This is a genomic window from Desulforhabdus sp. TSK (assembly GCF_022836495.1).
In the GTDB taxonomy this organism is placed as follows: Bacteria; Desulfobacterota; Syntrophobacteria; order Syntrophobacterales; family Syntrophobacteraceae; genus Desulforhabdus.
This window is the reverse complement of sequence record NZ_BQXM01000060.1, coordinates 3524-6960: the sequence shown is the minus strand read 5'-3', so window position 1 is coordinate 6960 and position 3437 is coordinate 3524. Positions and strand designations below refer to the sequence as shown.

Here is a 3437-nt window from a genome sequence, read left to right as displayed (position 1 = left end):
TTGGTATTCTTGAAAAAGGCGCTGGTTCTCTCACTGAAGACACTCTCCTGGTCGGGCAGTTTGTCCGGCAGGGTGATGGGGCCGGTCTGCCGGCAGGCAATGGAGAATTGCGAGGGGTCTTCGGTGAGTCCCACCACGCTGCCCCAACCCCCTTTTCGGGCCTGGCTGATGTGGCAGGTGACGCCGGGTACTGCCGGGTCTTCGAATGCCGAGACGCAGACCGAATCGTTGGGGCTGAAGAATTTGAAGGTCGTATCCAGGCAGCCGATATTCTCCGCCCGGGCCGGTTGGGTCCCGGCCATCAACACACAAAAAACCGCCCCAATCAGTATCTCTATGCTCCTCACGTTTCACCTCCTGTTGCTTTTGATCCATTCATCAAAGCACGGCCGCCCGGCAGACACGTAACGTACCAGGCTTCACGCGTTATCAACTCTGCAGACCGGCATGCAGTCTCGAGCGTGCGCCCGTCATGACCGGATACCGGGAGCCATAGCCGTGTGTCGAGAATCCGTCGGCTCGGGTCCCCCTCCAACTCGACTTCAGCCATCGGCATTATTGAACAGCGACACGGCAAAAACAAGCCAGGAATGGATGGAGAGTGGAGATGCGGGAGTTGCGACCGTCATGGTCTGTATTGGAGGGAGCCCGAGGCGGTTTATACTCATTAAGGATTTAAAGCTTCGCGCTTGTAGGAGCGGCATCCTGCCGCGACCGACTCGCGTCGCGGCAGAATGCCGCTCCTACAACCAGGACCAAGCCGGCAAATCGAACCATCCAAACCTTAAAGGGTATGGTTCAACATAGAGCTCAACGGCAGCGCGCCGAAGGATTTTCGGAAGGCTGCGACACACGCTCACGCCCCGTCCGTTGGAGCGCTTGGGTGTGATCATCGTCTTTCACTGAATGCCGGCTTGGGAGTTTGGGAATTTTCCTGTAGAAGTCGTGAAGGTCGCTGACAATCCTGACTGCTTTTTCAATCTTCGTCATTTTCTTCTAACTCCGATATGTCGACACGATCCTGATCCGAGTTTCGGGACCGTTTCATCCATATAATGTCCCGCCTGGCGGCAACCGGCACCGGCCCCGCCTCTGACTCAGCGGGAACGGCATCTTCGATAATCCTCAAATGCTCATCGTCACTGGTCAGGAAAATATCGACCATGATCTCGTCCTGGCCTTCAACCTTCAAAAACCGGTGGAGTACGAGGGGCGTATCAGGCAGCATCCATGGCTCGGCCGTCTCTTCGTAATCCAATCTCTCTAAGGCCATCTTTAAAACATCCATATCTTTCTGATGGACCAAAAAGTCAACATCCCTGGTAAACCTCGGTCTCCCATGAAAAGCAAGAGCAATACCACCTACGACGGCATACCTGATCCGGCACTGGTTGAGCATCGCAACGATCGCGAAAAATTCATCATAGAGGTTCATGATCTTTGAGACCCCTTTTAGGAAAGCACAACGGCCGGCGTAAGATGCGGGTTCACCGGGATAGGGAAGGCTCATCGCGGCGGTTCCGCCTGTCGCCCCCGTGGCTATCGAGGCGCGCAGCGCCGAAGAGAACCTCGGGGGCCTTTGCCCCTCATGTTGATCAAGGCGCGGCCGAAGACTCTGAGATTACACCTCGGGCATCGTCCGCCGGCGCCTGCAACCCTGGGTCAGCGCAACCCATTGCTTTGTGATGTGCGGATTTCCAGCAGACATGTCCCGCCGAAAAGGCTCCATCGCCTGCGGAGGCTACAATGCTATGGGAGTTATGAAATAGACCCGCGCATGTTGAGAAGCTGTCTTCAGGTCTCCCTTCCGCAGAACCTCTCGCACATCGTCCAATTTCTGAGTATCCTCGTACCTGGATTGTCTCCCTGCCGATTCCATTGTTGTCGTTCCAACAAAAAGTTCACCAGCGCCATGCTCTTCGGCGCCTGGTGCAATGGCAGATTGGGCCTGGCCCCTCCATAATGAAAGGCAGTGAAGCCGTCAAAGCAAATGAGTAAACGCATAATTTCATGGGCGTCCCTTGCTGTCCCACTTCCGCTTGAGTAGACGGGTTGGGCAAAGGGGCGTTCGTCTTCGCAGCATCTGGTATTGGGTCTATCCAAGACTCTCGAGATCACAACTCGCTACACGGAAGGACTGTCCCATAAGTTCAAACCCTGTCACCTCATGTCGCTTGAGTTTCTCTCTGATACGCTCGAAGCATCGAACTGTGTCCTGTGAGTAGAGTCGCTCTCCGCACCGCAGGCAGACTTCAGCACTCGCCGTGACAGTGGCCGTATTGAGCCCGCCCCGCAAGAGCTTTTCTACCTCCTTTGCCACCATCTCGCCCCCGCACACTGGGCACTTCTCAAATGGCATCATGATCTTTTCCTCTCCCGCCAGTTGATCCACCGTGTGGGATCGGGCCGATACACGGTTACCAGCACCGCCCACCGATTTTCTTCATTATAAGCCCATACCGAGTGAACAGGATCGCCGCCAAAGGTCTTCCCGAAAATCAGGCAACTTGGATACGGCTTGTCCGTTGGATAGATCTCGATGATCTCTCCGTGGAGCACCGAGAAATAGATCTCATCAAACGTGAGATCATCTGCCTCAGATTCCTCATCTGCATGATCGCTTATGCGGATTCTACCATTGTGGATCGCCTCAAATATGCTGTCGATGTTCATGGCGTTTCTCTGCGTCACTCCGATTGTTCAGACTACCAGACGCCTAAGAAAAAGTTCACCAGTGCCATGCTCTTCGGCGTCTGGTGCAAAGGCAGGTTGGGCGGGGCCCCTCCATAATGAAAGGCAGTGGAGCCATCAAAGAAAAAGAGGAAGCGCATAATTCCATGGGCGTCCCTTGCTTTCTAGATTGTAGGTTATGATTTCACTCCCTTCACGTGGTTCAACTCGTTCTCGAATGCGCTGTAGCTCTTGGGCTGTAGCCTCTGCTTCACCTGGCTGAACCGCTTAAACTCGGGCCAAATTCGGCTGACAACATCCGGGCCGACTTCCGGGGGTGTATTCATCACGTTCCTCCTTTGCCATGACGGCCGGCGAACCCGCTTTTTACCCCGTGGCTATCGAGGCGCGCTGCGCCGAAGAGAACCTCGGGGGCCTTGACCCCGGCCGTTGGCGCGGCCCGCAGGGGCGCCCCTTGATCAACCATTGAGTATCAGGTCGTTTCGCCCTGATATGGTGATATTGACTGCCTTTTCAGGCGATTTCGCCTCGAGTTCAATATTATGCCTTTCGATTTGAGTCATGAGATGAAAAGGGTGGCTGATGGAAGTAGAAATTGTGCGGAGGACGATAAACCTGCGTCGATTTATAAAAAGATTTTCAGCACTTGAATTTCAAGAATTCTACACGGTAGGAGAAAAGTGCGTCAACGAAAAAAACACCCAGACTTCTCGACGAAGGTCGTGATGTGATGCGCCTTCATCACT

The 3437-nt window shown here is 54.3% G+C and carries 5 protein-coding genes; all 5 read right to left on the bottom strand.

The annotated features are described in order from the left end of the window. Positions 1–347 (bottom strand): CreA family protein (locus MWC30_RS21100; RefSeq protein ID WP_244086180.1); only part of this gene is annotated, 347 nt, incomplete at its 3' end. A 629-nt stretch (positions 348–976) separates the two neighbouring features. Further along, entirely contained in the window at positions 977–1435 is a 459-nt protein-coding gene (locus tag MWC30_RS21095) for a nucleotidyl transferase AbiEii/AbiGii toxin family protein (RefSeq protein ID WP_244086179.1), read from the bottom strand. A gap of 660 nt (positions 1436–2095) precedes the next feature. After that, entirely contained in the window at positions 2096–2359 is a 264-nt protein-coding gene (locus MWC30_RS23190) for a YgiT-type zinc finger protein (RefSeq protein WP_368860918.1), read from the bottom strand. After that, positions 2359–2673 carry a DUF4258 domain-containing protein gene (locus tag MWC30_RS21090; protein ID WP_244086178.1) on the bottom strand — a complete coding sequence of 105 codons (315 nt, stop codon included), beginning with the start codon at positions 2671–2673 and terminating at the stop codon, positions 2359–2361. Before MWC30_RS21090 ends, MWC30_RS23190 begins: the two co-directional genes overlap by 1 nt. Before the next feature lie 194 nt (positions 2674–2867). After that, the gene (locus tag MWC30_RS21085; RefSeq protein WP_244086177.1) at positions 2868–3017 is read right to left on the bottom strand and encodes a hypothetical protein; all 150 of its coding nucleotides are present in this window, start codon (positions 3015–3017) and stop codon (positions 2868–2870) included. Between the last annotated feature and the right edge of the window lie 420 nt (positions 3018–3437).

What these genes read in the sequence shown, in the direction of transcription:
- MWC30_RS21090 (WP_244086178.1), bottom strand. Translation starts at nt 2,673, where the DNA reads ATGAACATCGACAGCATATTTGAGGCGATCCACAATGGTAGAATCCGC.
- MWC30_RS21085 (WP_244086177.1), bottom strand. Translation starts at nt 3,017, where the DNA reads ATGAATACACCCCCGGAAGTCGGCCCGGATGTTGTCAGCCGAATTTGG.
- MWC30_RS21095 (WP_244086179.1), bottom strand. Translation starts at nt 1,435, where the DNA reads ATGAACCTCTATGATGAATTTTTCGCGATCGTTGCGATGCTCAACCAG.
- MWC30_RS23190 (WP_368860918.1), bottom strand. Translation starts at nt 2,359, where the DNA reads ATGCCATTTGAGAAGTGCCCAGTGTGCGGGGGCGAGATGGTGGCAAAG.